The sequence below is a fragment of the Vibrio sp. L3-7 genome, assembly GCF_963898195.1.
GTDB classification, from domain to species: domain Bacteria; phylum Pseudomonadota; class Gammaproteobacteria; order Enterobacterales; family Vibrionaceae; genus Vibrio; species Vibrio echinoideorum.
In genome coordinates this window covers 1-23,435 of the sequence record NZ_CAWQUW010000056.1, presented here as the reverse complement: position 1 = coordinate 23,435, position 23,435 = coordinate 1, and the positions used below count along the sequence as shown (strand labels likewise).

Genomic DNA, 23,435 nt, shown 5'->3' with positions numbered 1-23,435 from the left:
GAGAAAGTGAGCGATTACTCTTCATCGGGGAACCACTGCTGCAATAGATCTCGAGAACGCTCTAACTCAGTTTGCCATGTGTTCACGCCGACGATTGTCGGTTTAAGCAAAATCACAAGCTCAGTTTTTTGAGTCAATTGATTGGTGTTGCGGAACAGGTGACCTAACCCTGGGATATCACCAAGGAATGGGACTTTAGAAGTGATATCACTGGTATTTGATTTCATTAATCCACCAATCACAACCACGTCGCCATCTTTTGCACGAATCACTGAGTCAGATTCACGAATAGAGCTTTTCGCCAAAGGAAGTTGCACCAAGCCTGTTGTTGAACCTAGGTTGAGCTCCTTCACTTCTTCCTCAACCTCAATAACGGCAGGGTGAACATGTAAGAATACACTGCCTTTATCATCTATCTGAGGGGTCACATCCAAAGAGATACCAGAGAAGAATGGAGTTAGCTCGACTTCAGGAGCCACATTTGCGTTATCACCACTGCCGACCGAACTTGATAAATCTGTTACGTAATACTCATCAGTACCCACTTTGATAACGGCTTTCTGGTTATTTGCAGCCGTTACTCGCGGGCTCGATAGAACATTAAGGTCACCTTGAGTATCCATAAAGCTCAAAACCGCTTCAAAGCTACCATCTGAAATCGTTACGTTGGTTTGTCCGCCTAACAAAGAGCTGATTGCATCTAATGGAGGTAATGTTCCACCTGGTCGGTCAATAACAACACCACCGCTGCCAATAGATTTAGATAAATTAGACCAACTAATCCCCTGCTGATAGCCATCACTTAAGGTGACTTCCATGATTTTTGCTTCCAAAATAACTTGGCGCTGCAAACGTTTCTGAGAAATGCCTAAGAACTCTCGCACCTCACGGATTTCATCGGGGTAAGCTCGCACCGTAATCACACTGGCTTGCGGAGTAACCACGACACTTTGTCCTTCACCAGAACCAATGAGGTGAGCAACAGCCGCTTCAAGCTGTGGCCAAAAATCGCTTTCAGAGGTCGTTTCAATCTCAGTACCACCGTTCGAGGTCGAATTCGATGAATTAGAGGAGTTAGATGAATTCGACGAGCTAGAGTTAGAACTTGAAGAACTTGATGAGTTAGAGTCTGAGTTAGAGATCGTGCCTGTGGTAATCGTCGTTAATGAACGACCAGAACGCTTAACTTGTAAGTAATCGACAGGAATCGTTACCGTTCGAAGGCCAGCAGGGTAGACCTGAATCACTTTGCCGCGCTTTTCAATATCGTAGCCATACATATCTTGAGCAACCGCAAGTACTTCGTCTAACGTCACATCGGTTAGATTTAAAGTAAGTTTTCCGGCAACGTTGGGGTGGATAGCTGCGCTATATTCGGTGCCTTTAACTAGGCTAGCAAAGAAGGTTCTTGCTTCAACACCATTAGCTTGAATACGAAAACGCTTAACTGTTTCCATATTCGGAGACATCGAGTCAGAGTCAAGTTGTGGCATGAGGTCGTCTTGAACCGACGAAGGAAGCTCATGAAGCGCTCTACTATTCGCTTCATTAATTGATTCGTTCAAAGATTCTTTTATCTCAACAGGATCTCTATGCCCCATCGAACAGCCGACTAAAGATGACACTAGAATTGCTACTACAAGTTTACGCATGTCTTCACTCTAACCTTAATTATTCTTAACATCTAAAGAGAACATCTCTAATTTCCACTGCTTAGAGCTTCTCTGCAGAGTGACGTATTCTGGATCTATATTCTTAACTCGGTACCCTCTGATCGTTTCTCCTTGGCCGAGAATCTGACCATTCATAATGGCATAGCAAGGTGTATCGCCTTTGCACACAATGCTTTCTAGAGAAGGTAAGCGGTATCGAGTTGGCGCCTTTTTAGCTGACGTTGTTTTTTGTTGTGGCGTCAACCAGCCTAATGGCGCCGTTGGGTCTTGCTCAGCCCAAGCCACTGAGCTACTAAAAAGTAAGGCAAACAATAGAGTTCTAACCACCGATAAACTCCTGTCTAGTACCTAATGTGTAAACTTCGAACACCAATCGAGCTTTTGGATACTCTTCAACTGAGTATTTAAATGTTCGCCAGTAATAACTAACAGGAAGTGATTCAAGCGCTTGAAGATAAGCGGAAATATCAAAGTAGCTGCCCGTCAATTCCATTCTCACCGGGTGAAGAAAGTAACCTGAATATTCACTGGTCTCTTGATTGTTCGAAATAGCTTCTGGTTTTAACGACTCTAGCGATTCGAGCTTAAGTCCATTTCCGGCATTGAGAACGCTCTCCAATAACTGAGACATTTGAGAAGGCGAGATCAGTCCATCGACAATCTGGGAAAGCTGAAGTGACAGATCTTGGCTCTCCACCAGCAGTTTTTTGTACTCTCGATTAATGTCTTTGTCTGGGTCTTTGTTTAACTTAGCTTGAAGAACGAGCAACTCACCTTGCTGTCTCTGGTTTGCCTGAGTCAGATTCATCGTCTTAGCATTTTTAGCCTGTAAATTAAGATAAGCAGGCTCAACCAACAAGGTGAACAACAACATGGATAGCCCAACAAAACCGCATACGAAAAGTAGCCATTTTTCTCTCTGACTTAAGGCAAGAAACTTATCGTTAAGCTGGTTCCACTGTTGCATTATTTACTCTCCCTGCGAGTACTTAACTCAAATGTCACCACATCTTGGTCATTGCGACCAATTTTTAATTTTTCAAAGGCACGCCCGACTAAATTCAGCTCACTTTTAAACTGACCGATCCAATTAGGAACGACATTTGCGTTACGAGCAAAACCACTAAGATCTAGAATATCGTGAGTCATGTAAATGTGCGAAAGCGAGATATCATTTCGACCTAATTTAGCTAAGGAATTCATGACGCCAGAATACCCGACTTGTTGTGATTCGTCGTATTGTCCAACCGCCTTTAAAGCTTCTTTTTTTGCTTGCGTCTCACGTTTGAGACGCGCAACTGCAGCCACTTTCTCCGGAGACGGTTTATGCTGAGTTAACTTACTATTCAATTGGTTAACTTGCTTGTTAAGCTGGTTCGAGTCATGTTGCAAAGCTGTGAGTTCTTTATCCAAGTTCGACGTTTGATATTGCATTACAAAGTAACCACCAAGTAGCAATATACAAACAAGCCCCCAACTCGCGGCCACATTTGTGAGGGTGAAATATTCTTTTTTAGGCTTCAGGTGTTCAGGATAAAGATTGACGTTAAAAACAGCTTTTTCAGCCGCAAGCTTAACCAACAAACTTTCTGAATTTTCGCGCTCTCCCTCAACTAATAGAGAAACCGTTGAACTCAATGTGTTGTTTAACGCGTTTTGTAATTCAGCCTCGTCTTCTTCATCACAGCAGATTTTTAACTGATGAAGTTGAGTGCCTTTAATTTGTGAAGAAAGGTAATCAATCGAGCGTTGGAGCTCTAAGGCAAGACCATCTAACTGCAGAGCACTTGATGCAACTCCCGTTAAGGGAGGGACAACACTGCGGATCGTTCTTTGGAAGCAAACCGTATTTTCAACAAATGCGCCAAGCTTAAAGTGCGAGTTAATACTCCGCTGCAACAAGATAAAATTAGAAAGTTCACCTGCGCTATAGCCCCAAATTTCGTCTTCAGGGGCGACACCACTTAACTCAACCTGCGTTGAGTTAGCAATATTCACAAGCTTATCTAACAGCTTTTTCGGTAAAACATACACTTGTAGCTTATTAGACGTAGGCAGTGCTACAGCACTCGCCGTAATCTCGGTCACTCTTTCAGAAACAAGGTCTTTCAGTAAAAAAGGCAGGGCCACCGACCATTCGCTCTCTGGAATATCCGGTTTATCAATTTGGAAAGTTTGGTAGTAGTTAGCACAGACAATTAATTGCAGGCTATTGCTAGTAAACGCCTCACTATTAAGCGATTTCTTCAGTGCGCTTTCCCAGTCCCCGTTAACGACAGGAATACTGGTTACTTGCAGTTCAGGTTCTGTTGATGACATATAAACGGCATCGTTGCCTAACATGACAACTTGAGAGCTGCCTTGATTATTCGTTGGCTTTATCTTGTCTAAAATCGCTTTAAAATTCATTTTTAACTACTACTCTTACGCCATCGATTTCTTCGTCCAACTTTTACAGCAGATTCAGTTTTCACTGTCTTTTCACCTTGGTTAGGCAAAGGGATGATCTGTTGTTCTTCGTCGAAATATCTCCCTTGATAGCCGTTAATACCTAACTCTATCAAGGTATTCTTTTCTTGCTTTGTCTCGACTCCCACCGCAATAACTTGAGTTGGGGAGTCACCACATGCCCCAATTAAACTACGGACAAACAGTTGGTTCTCATGCCTTTGATCTATTTTCTTTATTAGGCTTCGATGAAGCTTAATAAAGTTAACCTTTAAATCTTTTATATAGTGAGTACTAACAATGGTTCGCCCTGCTTGACCAACAATGACTTTACACCCTAACCCCTTCAACATCTTTGCCACCGGTCTCATATAATCGAGATGAGCAATAAGATGTCCTTCTGGAAACTCAAAAGCTAATTGGGAGCGATGCTGAGCGGAGAGCTGTAACAACTCACTTCTAAACCACTTAAAATGCTGTTTATTAGCAAACGGCGTAACGTTCAAGTTCACCGAATAGTTGGTAAGGGTTGTTGATTCTTTTAGCGACTTCAGCAACACCTTCAGAACCGATTGATCCATTTGAGCTTGATAACCAACTTGCTCTACTGCGGGCATAAATCGAGACGATTTCAATAAACCTTTATCAGGATCCTGAATTCTAGTGAATATTTCTCTATGTAATTCATTAGCTTGACCAGATTCCGGCATAAGATAACACCGCTGAGCAAAGATTACTAAATTTTCAGGGAGCAGAGCTTTATCAAGTAGTGTTCTCCAACGAACACTGCCTCTATCCAACTCATTTGTATTCTGCTTAGGGTAACGGCTCCAATTATTAATACGCTCCAACTGGGCGCTTTTTAATGCCGTTTCAGTTTCATCCATAATCTGGCTATGGCGTTCGCCTTCGGTATACATTGTCACACCGATATGACACCAATTGTCAGGTTCCAAAGGCTCCGGTGGCGTTAGTTTATCTAACTGTCTTAAACATTGAGCTGCCAACGTTGCAATATCCTTTGATCCTTGGTGAGGAATAAACACCGCAAAGTCTGCTTCGTAATAGCGAGAGAAAATAACATCAGGATAGCGCTGAACAATATTCGACAATACTTCTCCGACTTCAATAATAAAGCCGTCAGTGATTTGTTTATCATTGGCATCACGAACTGGTTCCCATTCGTCAATGCGAATCAACAATACGCCACCTCTAGCACCACTTTCATGCAGGGCCGATTCAAGCTTGTTATCAAATAAGACTCGATTGGCTGTGCCAGTAAGCTTATCTAAGAAGGTATGGGTGCGGATAAAGGTATCAAAGCGGCTTCGCTCCTGACGAGCATCTTGTAACTCCTCAATCAGTACATCAAGGGCTTCACTCGCAGTATATGGCCACTCTCGCTCATCCCCTTTTGCATGAGCTTCAACTTGCCCAGCGAGAAGCATTCTTCCTCGCTCCTCCAGCATTTCGGAGCCCATTAGCTGCTCTTTCAGCCATCGGACACCACGTACCAGACAGAAAATAATCAAAGCAACCGCTAAAGTAATCGACCACATCGCTTCCATTGAGTAGTTATAACCAATGTAAGGAGGAAGAGCTTTAAACTCGATTCGATAGCCTTCATTTCGCTCTAAAACAAAACTTCTTTCATAGAGGCGATTAGGGTCAATTTGCGGGGAAGTATCTTTGAAGCGATAAACGATGCCCGTCTTGTTCGAGAGTTTCATCTCAACAATATTGCTCGCCTGCAACATCTTAGGCATCCAACGCTGCATCGAATACGCAGCGTCTGGATCTTCCATCTCTTTATCTACAACGTCGACAATACCAACCAAATAATGGTCTAAATATTCCTGCCCAATACGCTTAAAAGACAGTGTGCCACCGATAAAAAGAATGAACATCGCACTGATAACAATCACGGTGACAAACGCCACTAAGCGAGTGCTCAATTTTAGTGTGGGGGTATATCTCATGAATAACGAAATCCTTTTCAACTCACATTATACCGTATTGCTACTTATACTATAAATTGACGTTGTAAATAAAGCGTTAAGAATTCTAGGTAACAAAAAGCCGCGATGAACGCGGCTTTTTCCAATTTAATACTGTCTTTATAATATATTAAAAACAGGGCTTAAAATGGGATGTCATCATCAAAATCCATTGGCGGCTCATTATATTGAGGTTGAGCCTGCTGAGGAGCTTGTTGAGGTGCTTTCGGCTGCTGTTGAGCAGGAGCACTGTATTGCTGTTGCTGTTGTGGTTGTTGCTGCTGTGGTTGTTGCTGCTGCTGTGGCTGTTGTGGCTGACCCCAACTACCTTGCTGTTGGTTACCCATACCACCTTGAGCAGGAGCACCACCTTGAGCACGGCCACCAAGCATTTGCATTACACCATTGAAGCCTTGAACAACCACTTCAGTTGTGTAGCGATCTTGACCGCTTTGATCTTGCCATTTACGTGTCTGAAGTTGACCTTCAATGTAAACTTGAGAACCTTTACGTAGGTATTCACCAGCAACTTCCGCCAGCTTGCCAAACAGAGCAACACGGTGCCATTCTGTTTTTTCACGCTGTTCGCCAGTTGCTTTGTCACGCCATGACTCTGACGTTGCAATGGTAATGTTCGCTACTGCACCGCCATTGGGCATGTAACGAATTTCAGGGTCATTACCTAGGTTACCCACTAATATAACTTTGTTAACTCCACGGCTAGCCATGATTTGCTCCGTCTAAATTCATAGTCTCAGAAAATTTTAGCGCACAAGAATAGCATGCTTTTCTACAGTGATAAATCGCATTCCTATTCTCGCTCTAATACAAAGAATAAAAACGTAACAAATCATGATATTCAGAGCGATGTTGCTTTTTTCTCCACTTACAAACCACTCATTTACTTTGGGAATTGATATTCAACGCAAGTCACCATTAAGGCGCTAGAGAAGCCGAAGCATGCATGACAACGTGAAATCTAACCCAAATTGAACAAGGAGTTTCAATGAGAAAATCTCGATACGCTCGCACTTTACACTTTCTGTGCATCGACCCAAGCGACACCTATCTGCATGTAAAAGAGATAGAAAAGCACTTATTTATTCCACTCTACAAGATGACAGCGGACGACTTGATGCTTTTCGATAGAAAACAGAGCAACCGTATCTTGCTCATCGATTACAAAGAGGTACCAAAGTTAGTCATGGTGTTCCCTAATTTACCCGTCATGTGGAAAAATCATGAGATCATATTGTTCAATGTCCCCCAGCAACTTACTACCTCAGAGCTACTTACCTACGGTGTCTTAAAAGGGTTGTTTTATGATTCTGAACAAAAAGTTAAAATAGCAAAAGGGCTTAAAGAGGTCATTAATGGTGACAACTGGTTACCGAGGAAGGTAACGAACCAACTTCTTTTTTATTACCGCAATATGGTCAACACCAACACGACACCCACCAATGTCGATTTAACCATTAGGGAGATCCAGGTGATTCGTTGCCTTCAATCTGGCTCATCAAACACTCAAATAGCCGATGATTTGTTTATTAGCGAATTCACCGTCAAGTCTCACCTTTATCAGATATTCCGTAAGTTAGCGGTTAAAAATAGAGTCCAAGCCATCGCCTGGGCTAATCAGAACTTACTTGCATAATTGATCAGCCTCTTAAACTGATGATAATTTTGAGGGAAACTCTAGTAAACCATACGTATTGTTGCTGAATTTTCGACATAACTTATGCTAGAGTTGCCCTCAGAAATATCAGCCATTCAGGTTGAATCAATAATTATTATAGATAAAGGGTCTTATCATGATCAAAAAGTGCCTTTTCCCGGCAGCTGGCTACGGTACACGCTTCTTACCTGCTACTAAGTCAATGCCTAAAGAAATGATGCCTGTTGTAAACAAGCCTCTAATTGAATACGGCGTTGAAGAAGCGATCGAAGCCGGTATGGACGGCATGTGCATTGTGACTGGTCGTGGTAAGCATTCTCTGATGGATCACTTCGATAAAAACTACGAACTCGAACATCAGATCAGCGGTACAAATAAAGAAGATCTACTGATCAATATCCGTGAGACGATTGAAGCAGCAAACTTCACTTACATTCGTCAACGTGAAATGAAAGGCCTTGGCCACGCTATCTTAACGGGTCGCGAACTTGTGGGTGATGAACCATTCGCAGTTGTGCTTGCCGATGACCTTTGTGTAAATGAGCAGCAGGGCGTTCTGGCTCAAATGGTTGCGCTGTACAAACAATTCCGTTGTTCAATTGTTGCAGTACAAGAAGTGCCAGAAAACGAAACACACAAATACGGTGTTATCTCTGGTGAAATGATTAAAGATGATCTTTTCCGTGTTGACGACATGGTTGAGAAGCCAGAGCCAGGCACTGCACCAAGTAATCTCGCGATCATTGGCCGTTACATTCTGACTCCAGACATCTTTGAACTTATCGAGCAGACAGAGCCAGGTAAAGGCGGCGAGATCCAGATTACTGATGCATTGTTAAAACAAGCAAAATCAGGCTGTGTATTAGCCTACAAATTTAAAGGCCAACGTTTTGACTGCGGTAGTGTAGAAGGCTATATCGAGGCAACAAACTACTGCTTTGAAAACCTATACAAAAAAGACCAGCAACAAATCGAGCTAGGTAAGCACTCAACAACAAAAGAAGCTTAATCACTGGTTTTGGCTTATTAACTAATAACAATTAACGGTTAGTTAGCTGCGTAATAAATTATTCAAAGGGTGACTCAAAAGAGTCACCCTTTTTTGTTTACTGTTTTTTTATCCAGTAAAACTTTGCACAAATCTCACTCTATGTAATACTTTATCCACTTAAAATTACATGGTCTGTTGAGATGGATAAAATAGAAATCAGAGGCGCTCGTACGCATAACCTCAAAGACATTAACCTAACCATACCTCGTGACAAACTCACTGTTATCACGGGATTATCCGGGTCAGGAAAATCGTCACTTGCGTTTGATACTCTCTACGCAGAAGGGCAGCGTCGCTATGTCGAGTCTTTGTCTGCTTATGCTCGCCAATTTCTATCTCTTATGGAAAAGCCTGATGTCGACCACATCGAAGGTTTATCTCCCGCTATCTCAATAGAACAGAAGTCGACCTCTCACAACCCTCGTTCAACCGTGGGGACCATTACGGAAGTCTATGATTACTTAAGGTTGCTCTATGCGCGAGTAGGTGAACCACGCTGTCCAGATCACAATACCCCTCTGGCTGCGCAAACCATCAGCCAAATGGTCGATAAAGTGTTGGAACTCCCTGAAGGTTCAAAGATGATGCTAATGGCGCCTATCGTCAAAGAGCGTAAAGGTGAGCATGTCAAAACACTTGAAAATTTAGCCGCTCAAGGTTTTATCCGCGCTCGAATTGACGGAGAAACTTGTGACCTATCCGATCCACCAACACTTGAGTTACATAAGAAGCACACCATCGAGGTGGTCGTTGATCGATTTAAGGTTCGCCCTGATCTTCAACAACGCCTGGCTGAATCGTTTGAAACCACATTAGAACTCTCTGGCGGCATTGCTGTTGTCGGTTGGATGGACGACACCGAACAAGAAGAGATCGTATTTTCTGCAAACTTCGCTTGTCCCAAATGTGGCTACAGCATGCAGGAACTTGAGCCTCGTCTGTTTTCATTCAACAACCCAGCAGGTGCATGTGGTACTTGTGATGGACTTGGTGTTCAACAATATTTCGACCCAAGTCGAGTGATTTTGGATGAGAACCTAAGCATTGCAGAAGGTGCTATAAAAGGCTGGGATCAAAAGAATTACTACTATTTTCAGATGCTGACGTCGCTATCGGATCATTATGGTTTTGATCTTTATGCACCATTTAATTCTTTGCCAAAGAAAACTCAAGAGATCATTCTGAAAGGATCTGGCCGCACAGAGGTCGAATTCAAATACATCAATGATCGTGGTGATATCCGAGTCAAGCGTCACCCATTTGAAGGTATTCTCAACACGTTAGAACGTCGTTACCATGACACTGAATCGAGCGCTGTACGTGAAGATTTAGCTAAATACATTTCGACGAAATCTTGCTCTAGCTGTAACGGCACGCGTTTGAGATTAGAAGCGAGAAACGTCTTTATTGGTGACACGACACTCCCTGAAATTGTTGAACTCAGCATTGCCGACGCACTGCAATTTTTCCAAGAATTAAAATTGGACGGTCAGCGTGGACAAATCGCAGACAAAGTAATGAAAGAGATCAATGACCGCCTGCATTTCTTAGTTAATGTCGGTTTGAATTACCTGAACCTATCACGCAGTGCAGAAACGCTGTCTGGTGGTGAAGCGCAAAGGATTCGTCTAGCAAGTCAAATTGGTGCTGGTTTAGTGGGTGTTATGTATGTACTCGATGAGCCTTCGATTGGCCTCCACCAGCGTGATAATGAACGTCTATTGAAAACTCTGGTTCACTTAAGAGATTTAGGTAATACCGTTCTTGTCGTTGAACATGATGAAGATGCAATCCGTTGTGCTGACCATGTTATCGATATCGGTCCAGGAGCGGGAGTTCACGGTGGCCATGTGGTCGCAGAAGGGACAATGCAAGATATTCTCGATAACCCAGAATCATTGACTGGGCAGTACCTGAGCGGCGCCAAAGAAATTTCCATACCCAAAGAAAGAACACCTATCGACAAAAAAAAGGTCGTAGAGATCATTGGAGCAACGGGTAACAACCTAAAAAATATCACCGCAACCATTCCTGTCGGCTTATTTAGTTGCATTACCGGCGTATCAGGTTCAGGTAAATCAACACTGATCAACGATACCTTCTTTAAAGTCGCCCATACCCAACTCAATGGTGCAACCACAGCGGTAGCCGCACCACATAAGAAGATTAAAGGGTTAGAACATTTTGATAAGGTAATCGACATCGATCAGAGCCCTATCGGTCGAACGCCAAGATCAAACCCTGCCACTTATACTGGGATCTTCACTCCAATCCGTGAGTTATTTGCGGGTACACAAGAGTCGCGATCTCGGGGCTATAAACCGGGACGATTCAGTTTTAACGTTCGTGGCGGACGCTGTGAAGCGTGTCAGGGTGATGGCGTAATCAAGGTAGAAATGCACTTCTTACCAGATGTGTATGTACCGTGTGATGTGTGTAAAGGTAAACGCTATAACCGTGAAACCTTAGAAGTTCGCTACAAAGGAAAAACCATTGATGAAGTGCTAGAAATGACTGTAGAAGATGCTCGCGAGTACTTCAATCCAGTTCCGGTCATTGCGCGTAAACTGCAAACTTTAATGGATGTGGGCCTTTCTTATATTCGACTAGGGCAAGCGGCGACAACCTTATCTGGCGGAGAAGCACAACGAGTCAAACTTGCGCGTGAACTTTCTAAACGAGATACAGGAAAAACCTTATACATTCTTGATGAGCCTACAACTGGGCTACACTTCCATGATATTCAGCAACTATTAACGGTATTACACAGGTTGCGTGATCACGGAAATACCGTTGTCGTGATTGAACATAACCTAGATGTTGTCAAAACTGCAGACTGGGTCCTAGATTTAGGACCTGAAGGTGGTCAAGGTGGTGGTGAAATTGTTGCAGAAGGTACACCTGAAGATGTGGCACTCGTCGAAGGCTCACACACCGCTCGCTTCCTTAAGCCTATGTTAAATTTGAAGTAGGTGTAAAATAGCGCCCTGCGAGCAGACAGAAAAATGTTAAAGTAACGGAGCTTGTTTCAAAAGGAACAAGCTCCGTTTTTATAAGGTTAGGGATTTATGGCAACAATACACACTAGCGGTACCCAGCTAGAAAATCAGAGAGCCCAACTACCGCTAAATAAGGCATTTCTAGCCTCTTTAGCTGTTGTTTTCTTATTAGCCATGCATTTTTTTATGCCTAACCCTGGCGGCTCTGGCCTTGCTTTATCTTTTAATCCGACCACTTGGTTAGCTCTTAGTTTTACATTGGCAATTGGCTTCTACCAACTCGCAACCAACCGAGTACTCAAGTATTCCAAATTAACCGTTGGCTTGCTGATTAGCTGCATCATACTCACACTGCCTATTCTATACAGTAATGCCTCACCTCAAGGAGTGTCAGGCCGCTTACTTGGATTATGGGCGGGCTTTGCCTTATTCGTAGTCCTTCAACAATTCAAATTTAGCAATAAACACAAACAACGTATATTGTGGTTCATTGTGCTCGCTGTCGTCATTCAAGCATTGTTTAGTTATGTGCAATATTTTGTATTAGAATCAGGGAACCCATTTGGTTACAACACAGCAGCCAATCGACCTTACGGAATCTTCCAGCAACCCAATGTTATGGCCAGCTTCCTAGCCACTGGATTTGTACTTTCTGCTTATCTTTTGGCGAGGCAACCTGCGAAATATAACCATAAGATTAGCGAATCGATTTTACTTTATTTAACCCCAACCTTAACCGTGCCGCTATTAATTATTATTGCATCACGAACTGGCTGGTTGGCCGCCGTAATAGGGTTGATATGTATTCTGCCTTACCTATACAAATTCTCGACTAAGAAGCGATTTTACGGATGGTGCAGTTCAGTTCTACTTGGGGTTGTTGTTGGTTTTACCATCATTAGCTTACAGTCTGTAGATAGTTTAGCGAGCCAAAAAGCCAGTCGTTCTCATTTAGAAGATGCTCGAGGATATATATTCCCACAAGCACTCGATATGATGATCGAAAAGCCATTTACAGGTTATGGCTACGGGAAATTCGAGTCCGAGTACACGCTATACACGGCTCGCCAGCATCAACTCAACTCAAATTATCATCCCGGCCTTCCTTCAATGGATCACCCGCACAATGAATTCCTGTTTTGGGGAGTTGAAGGCGGAATAGTACCAATTATCGGGATCTTAATTGCTGCGTTTTTAGTCATGTCACGTATAGCAAGCTCAACGAAGGGAACACGTCTAGCACTGCTCGCGCTATTTATCCCCATACTCTTGCACTCTCAGCTAGAGTATCCTTTTTATCATTCTGCGATTCACTGGATAACATTCATCATCTTGATTTACTGGGTTGATCAACGCTCTTCTCGGCACTATCAACAGCCGTTTAGTATCGTTAGTAAAACCCTATTTAGAGTGTCTAGCTTGGTGGTTCCGATCTTGGTGAGTTTCTATATGTTGAGCGCGCTGCATACCAATTATGTGCTGACTCAATTTGAACTGTCTAAGCCTAAGAACCCGGATATTCTTAAGCAGGTGACAAACCCGGTGGTTTGGAAAGATCGCTATGATTGGGATGTGTACAGCACCTATCTAAATATTGGCCTCTACAAAGCTGATCCTAGCCTGATCCAACCTTATGTTGATTGGTCTCTGGAAATAATAAAGAGCAAACCAAGGCCTGCTTTCTACAGCAATCTTATTCTTGCTTATCAAGGATTAGGCGATTACAGCAAGGCAGAACAAATTCGTAGCGAAGCGAGCTTTTTGTTCCCAAATAGAGACTTTTCCAAGGTTCAATATAAGAAAATATCAGAAGCTGAAAACAACATTTCTTCTGCTAAATGATGCCAAGGAATCCAGAGTAAATTCACCTTATTGACGTTTAGTCTAGACACAAAAAAGCGCACGATCTCTCGTGCGCTTTTCTTTTGAACTTCAGTTTATTACCGCTATTTTAAAACGTCTTGCAACGCTTTTAAGCACAATGCGACATTCTCTTTTCGAGCACCATAACCCATTAAACCAATACGCCAAGCCTTCCCAGCTAAAGAGCCAAGGCCTGCACCGATTTCAAGATTATACTCTTCTAACAGCTGTGTTCTTATTTTGGCTTCGTCAATCCCTTCAGGGAAGTAAAGCGCATTCAATTGAGGCAAGCGGCTCTCTTCATCAACGACAAACTTTAACCCCAAAGCTTCTACGCCAGCTTTAAGATCTTGGTGCATCGCGTAATGACGTGACCAAGCGTTGTCTAACCCTTCATTTTTCAGTAAAACCAACGACTCATGCAAAGCATACAGGCTGTTCACGGGTGCCGTGTGGTGGTAGCTACGCTTACCTTCTCCACTCCAATAACCGAGTACCAAGCTCTGATCTAGGAACCAGCTTTGTACTGGCGTTTGACGCGCCTTCATCTTCTCAACCGCACGTTGAGAGAAAGTCACAGGAGACAGACCAGGAACGCAAGATAGACATTTTTGACTGCCAGAATAAACCGCATCAAGCTGCCATTCATCAACCAAGAGTGGTACACCACCTAATGATGTCACCGCATCAACAATCGACAATGCATCAAACTGACGAGCTACTGCGGAAATAGCTTTAGCATCCGATAACGCTCCCGTCGACGTTTCTGCATGCACAAATGCGACAGCTACAGCATCAGGGTTTTCTGCCAATGCTTTTTCGACCTTTTCAACGGAAACTGACTTGCCCCACTCGTCATCAACAAGGATCGCTTCGCCACCACAGCGCACAACATTCTCTCGCATACGTTCACCAAAAACGCCATTGCGACAAACAATCACCTTCTCGCCTGGCTCTATCAGGTTAACAAAACAGGTTTCCATACCTGCGCTGCCCGGAGCTGAAACAGCAATCGTAAACTCATTTTCAGTTTGAAAAGCATATTTAAGAAGTTGTTTCAGTTGATCCATCATCGCGATAAATAACGGGTCGAGGTGACCAATGGTTGGACGGCTTAAGGCCTGTAAAACTTGAGGAGAAATGTCTGAAGGCCCCGGCCCCATTAACGTTCGGTGTGGCGGATAAAAGCTCTCGATAGCAGTAGTGAGTGTTAAATTAGACATGTACATCCCTTACGTTAATGGTGTGAACATTCCACCCTAAAGCAAATCGATCACCTCAGCAATTAGCTAAAAGTATTGAGGTCACACCAGTGTCACATAATTGTTAAAATTATTTTTTAAATATCTCCAGTTACGGATTGACATTGTTACCACAAAAACGTTCAATGAAACGGCTATCTAGCAGAAGAGGAGCACTGCCCAGGCAGATGTTTTGTGGAACCGCATTTCCAATACAAAACATTTATGGGGAGCAGTGCCGAGATAATAAAAGGATGTAGGACCTTTATTATCGGTTGAGCGGGCTGAATCCCTTCAACTGTCACCATTTCTATATGGTGAAGAGCTTCTGAGGTTACTATTCTAATAATTCCTCTCTTTTTGCTCTAAATACTCTCTTCGAAAAAACATCGGACGTTGGATTACCCAATCGTAATTTTATTTTAGGAAGTCGTGGGAGATATATCGTGAGTGCATCTAATGTAGCTGGTTCTTTTAATGTCGCTAAGTTTGGCGGAACAAGTGTTGCCAACTTTGAAGCAATGAGCCGTTGTGCTGCCATTATTGAAAATAACTCGAATACTAAACTGGTTGTGAGCAGCGCTTGCTCAGGCGTCACCAACTTGCTGGTTGAGCTAGCGAATGGTGTCCAAGACAAAACTCGTCGTCAGGAATTATTGACGCAATTGACTGACATTCATAACGCGATTCTTGATCAGCTAGCTGACCCAATTAGCATTGAAAAAGATGTGCACTGCATTCTCGATGACATTGCGAGTGCAGCCGAAGCGGCATCATTCCAAGCCAGTACCAAACTCACCGATCACCTAGTGGCATGTGGCGAACTGATGTCGACACATATCCTCGCTCAAATCATTCGCGAGCGTGGCATACCCGCTGTCCGTTTTGATATCAGAGAAGTGATGCGCACCAATGGTGACTTCGGCAAAGCAGAACCACTGTTAAAAGATATTGCAGCTTTAGCACAACAGAAATTGATTCCACTATGCCAGCAGCAAGTTGTCGTTACCCAAGGCTTTATCGGCGCCGATAGCGAAGGTAACACCACAACGTTAGGTCGTGGTGGTAGTGATTACTCAGCGGCACTGATTGCGGAGTCGGTACAAGCGATTGGTTTAGAAATCTGGACTGATGTTCCGGGCATCTACACCACGGATCCACGTATCGCATCGAAAGCATCTCCTATCCCAGAGATCAGCTTCAGCGAAGCATCGGAAATGGCAAACTTTGGCGCGAAGATCTTACACCCATCGACTCTAGTCCCGGCACTACGCCATCAAATCCCGGTATTTGTCGGCTCATCAAAAGCACCAGAGCTTGGTGGCACATGGATTCGTCAACAAGTTGAAAGCTCCCCTCTGTTCAGAGCGCTCGCCCTACGCTGCAACCAAACCATGGTTACGCTACGCAGCGCCAATATGTTCCATGCTTATGGCTTCCTCGCAAAAGTGTTCGAGATCCTGGCTAAGCATAAGATCTCTGTCGATCTTATCACTACCTCAGAGATCAGTGTCTCACTCACTCTCGATCAAACAGATACATCAGGTGGTGCTCCTCAGTTACCAGAAGCCGCTCGAATTGAGCTTGAAGAGCTGTGTTCTGTGGATATTGAACACGACCTATGCCTTGTTGCTCTTATTGGCAACAACATGAGTGAAAGCAAAGGCTATGCGAAGCAAGTATTCGGCACGCTTGAAGATTTCAACCTACGTATGATTTGTTACGGAGCGAGCCCACACAACCTGTGCTTCTTGCTTGATGAATCTGTCTCCAAGTTAGCGATTCAAAAGCTGCATCAAGAGCTGTTTGAATAAAACGATGGTTGCTCGATTAGTTTAAAATCACCAAACGACAGATACAAAAAGGGTTGCTCTTAAGCAACCCTTTTATTTTTACGAATCAAAGCCCGTCATAGATTCAAACTAGTTAATGTTTGGACCTAACCACTTCTCAGCTTCCAACATATCCCAACCTTTACGATCAGCATAGCTATCCACTTGATCCTGTTGAATCTGAGCAATCGCAAAGTATCGTGAATCAGGATGCGAGAAGTACATACCAGACACCGAAGCACCTGGCCACATCGCATAGCTAGTTGTTAGTGACATGTCGATCGCTTTTTCAACATCCATCAACTCCCACAACGAACCTTTCTCAGTATGCTCAGGACAAGCTGGATAACCCGGAGCTGGACGAATACCTTGGTACTTCTCTCGAATCAAATCGTCATTAGACAGATCCTCATCAGGCGAGTAACCCCAAATGTCCTTTCTCACTTCTTTATGCAGGTATTCAGCGAACGCTTCTGCCAATCGATCAGCCACAGCTTGAATCATAATCGCGTTGTAGTCATCACCATTGGCTTTGTATTCATCAGCAAGTTCTCTCTCACCAATACCACCCGTCACCGCAAAGCCACCAATCCAGTCCGCTTTACCGCTATCTTTCGGCGCAATGTAATCTGACAAACAGTAGTTAAAACCTTTTGGCTTTTCGGTTTGTTGACGAAGGTTGTGCAGAACCTTTAATACCTCGGTACGAGATTCATCGGTATACACTTCAATATCATCACCAACACTGTTCGCTGGGAACATAGCGCACATACCACGAGCTTCAAGCAACTTCTCTCTTTGTACTCGATCCAATAAATCATTGGCGTCTTTAAATAAGCGCTTCGCCTCTTCGCCTACTTCTTCATGATCAAAAATTGCCGGGTACTTACCAACCAAAGACCACGTCATAAAGAATGGGGTCCAGTCGATGTACTTACGTAAAGTAGCGACATCAAAACCCTTGAAGATGTGCACTCCTGGCTTAGCGGGTGCTGGCGGAGTGTAAGCATTCCAATCAATGGCCACTCTGTTAGCACGAGCTCTCTCAAGCGAGACAGGCTTGGTGCGCGGCTTCTTGCGGTTGTGTTGATCACGAACACGGTCATAATCTAGAACCAACTTCTCAACGAATGCGGGCTTCAATTCATTAGATAACAATGAGGTACATACACCAACAGCACGTGAAGCGTTATTAACATAAACAACGGGCTCAGAATAGTTCTGTTCAATTTTAACCGCTGTATGTGCCTTAGACGTGGTTGCGCCACCAATCAACAAAGGCAGTTTAAAGCCTTGTCTCCCCATCTCTTTAGCCACATGAACCATCTCATCCAATGAAGGAGTGATCAAACCCGAAAGGCCAATGATGTCGACGTTTTCTTCTTTAGCTACCTTGAGAATTTTTTCACATGAAACCATCACGCCTAGATCGATAATTTCGTAGTTATTACACTGTAAAACCACGCCAACGATATTCTTACCGATGTCGTGAACATCACCTTTCACTGTTGCTAACAGTATTTTCCCGTTAGTCGCACCGACGTCTTTAGTTGCATTAATAAATGGCTCAAGATGGGCGACAGCTTGCTTCATTACACGGGCAGATTTCACTACTTGAGGAAGGAACATTTTACCTTCACCAAATAAGTCACCGACCACATTCATACCATCCATCAAAGGACCTTCAATCACTTCAATAGGGCGAGAAGCATTAACACGAGCCTCTTCTGTGTCTTCAACGATGAAATCAGTAATACCTTTCACCAAAGAGTGCTCTAAGCGCTTTTCTACTGGCCAGGTACGCCACTCTAACGCCGATTTATCTTCAACCTTTCCAACTGCACGCTCTAAGTATGCAGTCGCAATATCCAATAAGCGCTCCGTCGAGTCATCACGACGGTTAAGCACCACGTCTTCAACAGCTTCACGTAAGTCTTCAGGCACATTATCGTAGATCTCAAGTTGACCCGCATTAACGATGCCCATATCCATACCGTTTTTAAAACAGTGATACAGGAATACCGCGTGAATAGCCTCACGAACGTAGTTATTACCGCGGAAAGAGAATGAAACATTCGACACACCACCCGAGATCATCGCATGAGGAAGATCGCGTTTGATATCACTTACCGCTTCAATGAAGTCCACCGCGTAATTGTTATGATCATCAATACCCGTAGCCACTGCGAAAATGTTCGGGTCAAAAATAATATCTTCTGGCGGGAAACCTACTTCATCAACAAGAATGTTGTAGGCATTAGTACAGATCTCAACCTTACGTTCTCGAGTATCTGCCTGACCTAGTTCGTCGAACGCCATCACGATGACTGCTGCGCCATAACGACGAACCAGTTTCGCTTGTTCGACAAACTTCTCTTTCCCTTCCTTCAATGAGATAGAGTTAACGATGCCTTTACCCTGAATACATTTCAGACCCGCTTCGATAACTTCCCATTTTGAAGAGTCGACCATGACTGGCACTTTCGAGATCTCAGGCTCAGACGCACATAGATTAAGGAATTTAACCATGCACGCCTCAGCGTCTAGCATCCCTTCATCCATGTTGATATCGATGATCTGAGCGCCGTTCTCAACTTGCTCTCGAGCAACACTCAAGGCTTCATCGTAAAGCTCTTCTTTTATCAATCGCTTAAATCGAGCAGAACCGGTAACGTTAGTACGCTCACCCACGTTCACAAATAGAGATTCTTTGGCAATCGTTAATGGTTCCAAGCCAGATAAACGGCAAGACACTGGCAAATCAGGTAGTTGACGCGGAGTTACGCCTTCAACGACATCGGCCATTTGGCGAATATGTTCTGGCGTCGTACCACAACAACCGCCAATTAAGTTCAAGAAGCCACTTTCAGCCCACTCCTTAACGTGTTCTGCCATCTCTTCCGGAGATAGGTCATATTCACCGAACGCGTTGGGTAAACCTGCATTAGGGTGAGCAGAAACATTGCATTCAGAGATACGAGACATCTCATTGACGTATTCGCGGAGTTCATCAGGACCTAACGCACAGTTCAATCCAAATGAGATAGGTCTAACATGACGAAGGGCGTTATAGAATGCTTCTGTTGTCTGCCCTGAAAGCGTACGGCCTGATGCGTCAGTTATGGTGCCGGAGATCATTACTGGCAATTTAATACCAATTTCTTCAAAAACCGATTCAACAGCAAAAGCACATGCTTTCGCGTTTAGCGTATCAAAGATAGTCTCGATAAGAATAAGATCCGAACCACCCTTGATAAGAGCACGAGTCGATTCAGAGTAAGCTTCAACCAATTCATCAAAGCTAACGTTGCGGTAACCCGGGTCATTGACATCAGGAGAGATAGAACAGGTTCGGTTAGTAGGGCCTAAAACACCGGCAACGAAACGAGGTTTGTTCGGAGTCTTTGCTGTCCACTCATCAGCAGCTTCACGTGCCAGTTGAGCAGCCGTAAAGTTAATTTCTTCGCTAAGGCTTGCCATATCGTAGTCAGCCATAGCGATGGTTGTAGAGTTAAAGGTGTTGGTCTCGAGGATGTCGGCCCCAGCTTCCAAATATTCTGAATGGATATCTTTGATAAGCTTAGGCTGTGTAAGTACTAAAAGGTCATTGTTGCCTTTTAAGTCACTATGCCAATCAGCAAAGCGTTCACCGCGATAGTCTTGCTCTTCCAATTTATAATCCTGAATCATGGTACCCATGCCACCATCGATCAGTAAAATTCGTTGCTTCAACAGAGCTTCAATCTTTTGCCTTACATTACTTCCCACAATACAACCTCATTCCTTTAATTATCCCTCCATCCTATCACACATTAAAAAGGAGTCTAGACGTCTAAAAAAGGAAATTGATTGCCGACTAATGACAAAAAAATGTTTGCTATTTGAGCATGAGACAACGAAAATTAATATTCATACTTTGTTACATGTTGGGATCCCAATGTCGGTCTACTACACCTTATGCTTCTTGTCCGCTGCTGCCATGCTTATTGCTTTCGTTAATACCAAAATTGGTAAAATGCAGACAACCATCGCGATTACAGCTGGTTCAATGATGTTATCTCTATTGATTATCATTGCGGGGCAAAACAATTGGTTTCAATTGGCTGACATCGCCTCAGAAACTGTTGCCAGTATCAACTTTGAAGATTTCCTCCTGAAAGGAATATTGGGATTCTTACTCTTTGCTGGTGGTCTTGGGATTAAGTTACCTAATCTAAAAGATCAGAAATGGGAAATAACAGTACTGGCTCTTGGCGCTACACTGTTTTCGACATTCTTTATTGGTTTTGTGCTCTATGGATTCTGTCAGTTCATCGGCATTCAATTCGATCTGATTTATTGCTTACTCTTTGGCTCTCTAATCTCACCAACCGATCCCATTGCGGTGTTAGCTATAGTCAAAAAGCTCGACGCTCCCAGACGAATCTCAACTCAAATCGAGGGAGAATCTCTATTCAACGATGGTTTTGGCTTAGTTATCTTCGTTACCCTATTTACCATTGCGTTCGGTACAGAAGCACCGACTGTAGGTAGCGTGACCATGTTATTCGTCCAAGAGGCGATTGGCGGTATCGTCTATGGCTTCGTTCTAGGTTTAATATTCCATTACCTAATTAGCAACACCGATGACCACTCGATGGAGCTGCTATTAACCATCGGTATCCCAACTGCTGGTTATGCCTTTGCTGAAGTTCTACATGTATCAGGACCATTGGCGATGGTAGTTTCAGGAATCATGATTGGTAACTGGACTCGATTTATCGGGTTCTCGAAAGAGAGTGAGGATCACTTAGACCACTTCTGGGAATTGATAGATGAATTCTTAAATGGTGTATTGTTCCTATTAATCGGTATGTCGATGCTGTTATTCAAATTTCACCAAGAAGACTGGATCTTAATGGCGTTCGCAGTACCTCTAGTACTAAGCGCACGCTACCTAAGTGTTTTCTTGTCTTATATCGGATTTAAACGCTTTAGAACTTACAACCCTTGGTCAATCAAGATCTTAACTTGGGGTGGCTTACGTGGTGGCCTAGCTCTAGCCATGGCACTTTCAATCCCTTCAGGTATCTGGGTGATAGAAGGCAAGGCAATAGATGTTAAAGAGATTATCCTTGTCATGACATACGCTGTTGTTGTGTTCTCAATCTTAGTTCAAGGTTCAACAATTACTCCGATGATAGAGAAAGCGAAACAAGCTGAGAAAGAGTTAGATTAAGATCTCCAAATATTAAACTAGGCTGCCTAATTTAGGTGGCCTTTTTTATACCTGATGAAAGTCAGATTCACCAATATCCTCACTAAAACTATAGCTGAAAGGTATATGTAACACATCGATCGTATCTCGACATTTGATGCACTATTATTAGAGTAATCAAAAACCTTATGTAGATTGAACACTGGATTTGGTTAGTACCAAAGTGAAGACAAAGGATGTTTAATCCTGATAAAGACGACATGTAAACAGCGATAGCGATCTTAGCCAGAAATTTTACTGGAATTGAAACCATGTAAAAAACCCTTTCTTCTACGTACTAGCGAGTCTCCCAATAGACCAATATTCAGTTGTATAAGCATAACTCGCAAGGGTTCAGCATCCGATGATTGAAATAAAAATAATGAGACTCAACGTCTAGCAGTAATTGATTTTGTCGTTAGCGGAAACTTCGGAGCTTGGTGAGTGTTGAACAGGAAGCTCTAGTTTTCAACTAAGTACTTAAATGCGACAAGATTGTACTAAGTAGGTATTAAAGCGGTTCGATTAAATAGGTGTAGCTAGAGGAACACTTAATATTTCTAGCGTTACGTTAAAGGTGACAGGCATAGTATTTCTACCTGGCGCGCAGGCTAGAGCCTTAAATATGGTAGGGCTGGACTGAACCGGTACTCCGGAGATTCGGCCGGGTTAGCGAACCTGGGGCTCGCCTAGTTCTACCAACATTTTCGTAGAAGCAACAGACGTAACAAAGCCCCAGAATTTCTGCTGAGGCTTTCAATATGGCAGGGGTGGACTGAGTCGGCACTCCGGAGATTCGAACTCCCAACACGCGCTATTTTGGTAAGTCGGGGAATCCGCAGCTCTGCTAATGCCGTATATTAGATTCAGAAAATAAAAAGGCCCTAGCATTTTTGCTAGAGCCTTGAATATGGCAGGGGTGGAGAGATTCGAACTCCCAACACGCGCTATTTTGGTAAGTCGGGGAATCCGCTGCTCTGCTGATGCCGTATGTTAGATTCAGAAAGTAAAAAGACCCTAGCATTTCTGCTAGAGCCTTGAATATGGCAGGGGTGGAGAGATTCGAACTCCCAACACGCGGATTTGGAATCCGCTGCTCTGCCAATTGGAGCTACACCCCTAAAACTTTATCTTGCTTCAGATTCGAAAAAACCTCGCACTAGGCGAGGTTATCGAATAAGTGGCGGAGTGGACGGGACTCGAACCCGCGACCCCCGGCGTGACAGGCCGGTATTCTAACCAACTGAACTACCACTCCGCAGTGGTCAACTCACTAAGTGAGCGTCCATATCCCCAGGTCGGTCAACCTAAAGATTTAATTTAAAGCCTGGCGATGTCCTACTCTCACATGGGGAAACCCCACACTACCATCGGCGCTATTGTGTTTCACTTCTGAGTTCGGCATGGAATCAGGTGGGTC

At 43.6% G+C, this 23,435-nt stretch carries 14 protein-coding genes, 2 tRNA genes, 1 rRNA gene and 1 riboswitch; of the genes, 6 read left to right on the top strand and 11 right to left on the bottom strand.

Features of this window, described 5'->3' with window-relative positions; translation table 11 throughout:
• Window positions 1-14: 14 nt before the first annotated feature.
• From mshL to AACW75_RS21820, 6 genes are all read right to left on the bottom strand, one after another.
• Window positions 15-1,652 (bottom strand): pilus (MSHA type) biogenesis protein MshL, encoded by a 1,638-nt coding sequence (gene mshL, locus AACW75_RS21845; protein WP_017073015.1) that lies wholly within the window; start codon window positions 1,650-1,652, stop codon window positions 15-17.
• Window positions 1,653-1,667: 15 nt separating this feature from the next.
• Complete coding sequence (locus AACW75_RS21840) at window positions 1,668-2,000, bottom strand: MSHA biogenesis protein MshK (RefSeq protein WP_102573411.1); 333 nt, start codon at window positions 1,998-2,000, stop codon at window positions 1,668-1,670.
• On the bottom strand, window positions 1,993-2,640 hold the full coding sequence (gene pilO / locus AACW75_RS21835) for a type 4a pilus biogenesis protein PilO (RefSeq protein ID WP_102573410.1): 648 nt from the start codon (window positions 2,638-2,640) through the stop codon (window positions 1,993-1,995). Before pilO ends, AACW75_RS21840 begins: the two co-directional genes overlap by 8 nt.
• Window positions 2,640-4,082, bottom strand: a complete 1,443-nt coding sequence (locus AACW75_RS21830; RefSeq protein WP_102573409.1) for an MSHA biogenesis protein MshI — start codon at window positions 4,080-4,082, stop codon at window positions 2,640-2,642. The genes pilO and AACW75_RS21830 overlap by 1 nt, the downstream gene beginning before the upstream one ends.
• Window positions 4,083-4,084: 2 nt before the next feature.
• A complete protein-coding gene (gene csrD / locus AACW75_RS21825) occupies window positions 4,085-6,100 on the bottom strand; it encodes an RNase E specificity factor CsrD (RefSeq protein ID WP_017073011.1) in 2,016 nt (671 codons plus the stop codon).
• Between the two features lie 161 nt (window positions 6,101-6,261).
• Entirely contained in the window at window positions 6,262-6,846 is a 585-nt protein-coding gene (locus tag AACW75_RS21820; protein ID WP_102573408.1) for a single-stranded DNA-binding protein, read from the bottom strand.
• 278 nt (window positions 6,847-7,124) lie between these two features.
• Here AACW75_RS21820 and AACW75_RS21815 point away from each other — a divergent pair, with 278 nt between their 5' ends.
• The 4 genes from AACW75_RS21815 to AACW75_RS21800 all read left to right on the top strand — a co-directional run bounded on the left by AACW75_RS21815 (window position 7,125) and on the right by AACW75_RS21800 (window position 13,685).
• Window positions 7,125-7,772, top strand: a complete 648-nt coding sequence (locus AACW75_RS21815; RefSeq protein WP_017073009.1) for a LuxR C-terminal-related transcriptional regulator — start codon at window positions 7,125-7,127, stop codon at window positions 7,770-7,772.
• Window positions 7,773-7,929: 157 nt separating this feature from the next.
• Window positions 7,930-8,802, top strand: coding sequence for a UTP--glucose-1-phosphate uridylyltransferase GalU (gene galU / locus AACW75_RS21810; RefSeq protein WP_102573407.1), 873 nt, complete (start codon window positions 7,930-7,932; stop codon window positions 8,800-8,802).
• Window positions 8,803-8,984: 182 nt separating this feature from the next.
• A complete protein-coding gene (uvrA, locus tag AACW75_RS21805) occupies window positions 8,985-11,816 on the top strand; it encodes an excinuclease ABC subunit UvrA (RefSeq protein ID WP_102573406.1) in 2,832 nt (943 codons plus the stop codon).
• A 96-nt stretch (window positions 11,817-11,912) separates the two neighbouring features.
• Entirely contained in the window at window positions 11,913-13,685 is a 1,773-nt protein-coding gene (locus tag AACW75_RS21800) for a PglL family O-oligosaccharyltransferase (RefSeq protein WP_102573405.1), read from the top strand.
• A gap of 104 nt (window positions 13,686-13,789) precedes the next feature.
• Here the strand turns inward: AACW75_RS21800 and AACW75_RS21795 are convergent, their stop codons facing one another.
• Window positions 13,790-14,929 (bottom strand): pyridoxal-phosphate-dependent aminotransferase family protein, encoded by a 1,140-nt coding sequence (locus AACW75_RS21795; RefSeq protein ID WP_102573404.1) that lies wholly within the window; start codon window positions 14,927-14,929, stop codon window positions 13,790-13,792.
• Window positions 14,930-15,105: 176 nt separating this feature from the next.
• A riboswitch (Lysine riboswitch) is annotated at window positions 15,106-15,283 on the top strand.
• Window positions 15,284-15,393: 110 nt separating this feature from the next.
• Between AACW75_RS21795 and lysC the strand changes: the two genes are divergently transcribed.
• Window positions 15,394-16,761 (top strand): lysine-sensitive aspartokinase 3, encoded by a 1,368-nt coding sequence (gene lysC, locus AACW75_RS21790; RefSeq protein WP_102573403.1) that lies wholly within the window; start codon window positions 15,394-15,396, stop codon window positions 16,759-16,761.
• 108 nt (window positions 16,762-16,869) lie between these two features.
• Here the strand turns inward: lysC and metH are convergent, their stop codons facing one another.
• Window positions 16,870-20,547: a methionine synthase gene (gene metH / locus AACW75_RS21785; protein WP_237297512.1), complete on the bottom strand. Its 3,678-nt coding sequence runs from the start codon at window positions 20,545-20,547 to the stop codon at window positions 16,870-16,872.
• A 169-nt stretch (window positions 20,548-20,716) separates the two neighbouring features.
• Between metH and AACW75_RS21780 the strand changes: the two genes are divergently transcribed.
• Window positions 20,717-21,997, top strand: a complete 1,281-nt coding sequence (locus AACW75_RS21780; protein ID WP_102466663.1) for a cation:proton antiporter — start codon at window positions 20,717-20,719, stop codon at window positions 21,995-21,997.
• 1,062 nt (window positions 21,998-23,059) lie between these two features.
• Here AACW75_RS21780 and AACW75_RS21775 read toward each other — a convergent pair.
• From AACW75_RS21775 to rrf, 3 genes are all read right to left on the bottom strand, one after another.
• A tRNA-Trp gene (locus AACW75_RS21775) sits at window positions 23,060-23,136 on the bottom strand.
• A 60-nt stretch (window positions 23,137-23,196) separates the two neighbouring features.
• Window positions 23,197-23,273: transfer RNA gene (locus tag AACW75_RS21770), tRNA-Asp, on the bottom strand.
• A gap of 67 nt (window positions 23,274-23,340) precedes the next feature.
• Window positions 23,341-23,435 (bottom strand): 5S ribosomal RNA (gene rrf / locus AACW75_RS21765); the annotation flags it as partial.

What these genes read in the sequence shown, in the direction of transcription:
- mshL (WP_017073015.1), bottom strand. Translation starts at nt 1,652, where the DNA reads ATGCGTAAACTTGTAGTAGCAATTCTAGTGTCATCTTTAGTCGGCTGT.
- pilO (WP_102573410.1), bottom strand. Translation starts at nt 2,640, where the DNA reads ATGCAACAGTGGAACCAGCTTAACGATAAGTTTCTTGCCTTAAGTCAG.
- AACW75_RS21830 (WP_102573409.1), bottom strand. Translation starts at nt 4,082, where the DNA reads ATGAATTTTAAAGCGATTTTAGACAAGATAAAGCCAACGAATAATCAA.
- csrD (WP_017073011.1), bottom strand. Translation starts at nt 6,100, where the DNA reads ATGAGATATACCCCCACACTAAAATTGAGCACTCGCTTAGTGGCGTTT.
- AACW75_RS21820 (WP_102573408.1), bottom strand. Translation starts at nt 6,846, where the DNA reads ATGGCTAGCCGTGGAGTTAACAAAGTTATATTAGTGGGTAACCTAGGT.
- AACW75_RS21815 (WP_017073009.1), top strand. Translation starts at nt 7,125, where the DNA reads ATGAGAAAATCTCGATACGCTCGCACTTTACACTTTCTGTGCATCGAC.
- galU (WP_102573407.1), top strand. Translation starts at nt 7,930, where the DNA reads ATGATCAAAAAGTGCCTTTTCCCGGCAGCTGGCTACGGTACACGCTTC.
- uvrA (WP_102573406.1), top strand. Translation starts at nt 8,985, where the DNA reads ATGGATAAAATAGAAATCAGAGGCGCTCGTACGCATAACCTCAAAGAC.
- AACW75_RS21800 (WP_102573405.1), top strand. Translation starts at nt 11,913, where the DNA reads ATGGCAACAATACACACTAGCGGTACCCAGCTAGAAAATCAGAGAGCC.
- AACW75_RS21795 (WP_102573404.1), bottom strand. Translation starts at nt 14,929, where the DNA reads ATGTCTAATTTAACACTCACTACTGCTATCGAGAGCTTTTATCCGCCA.
- AACW75_RS21780 (WP_102466663.1), top strand. Translation starts at nt 20,717, where the DNA reads ATGTCGGTCTACTACACCTTATGCTTCTTGTCCGCTGCTGCCATGCTT.